The sequence below is a fragment of the Microbacterium sp. GbtcB4 genome, from assembly GCF_019091465.1.
In the GTDB taxonomy this organism is placed as follows: domain Bacteria; phylum Actinomycetota; class Actinomycetes; order Actinomycetales; family Microbacteriaceae; genus Microbacterium; species Microbacterium paraoxydans.
In genome coordinates, this window is the sequence record NZ_JAGXJJ010000832.1 from 1 (window position 1) to 228 (window position 228).

At 72.8% G+C, this 228-nt stretch carries 1 pseudogene; it reads right to left on the reverse strand.

Annotated elements, in window-relative coordinates:
• Window positions 1–198: pseudogene (locus KVS71_RS19785) on the reverse strand (shikimate dehydrogenase); the annotation flags it as partial.
• Window positions 199–228 lie beyond the last annotated feature (30 nt).

Sequence of the window (228 nt, forward strand, 5' to 3'; positions counted from 1 at the left end):
CTTGAGCGGCATCGTCAGGGACAGGCCGAGCCAGGTGTCGACGAGGGCGTCGACCGCTTCCGTGAAGCCCACCGCGCCGACCTGGCGGCGCCCGTACTCCCAGTCCAGTCCGAGCACCGCGTAGGCCGCAGCGTGCAGCTCCGGCGACCGTGAGTGCCCGAACGGGTCGCCCCAGACCGCCAGCCGTCTCCGGTTCACCGCGTCAGCAACCGGCGTCGGGGTTCGCGC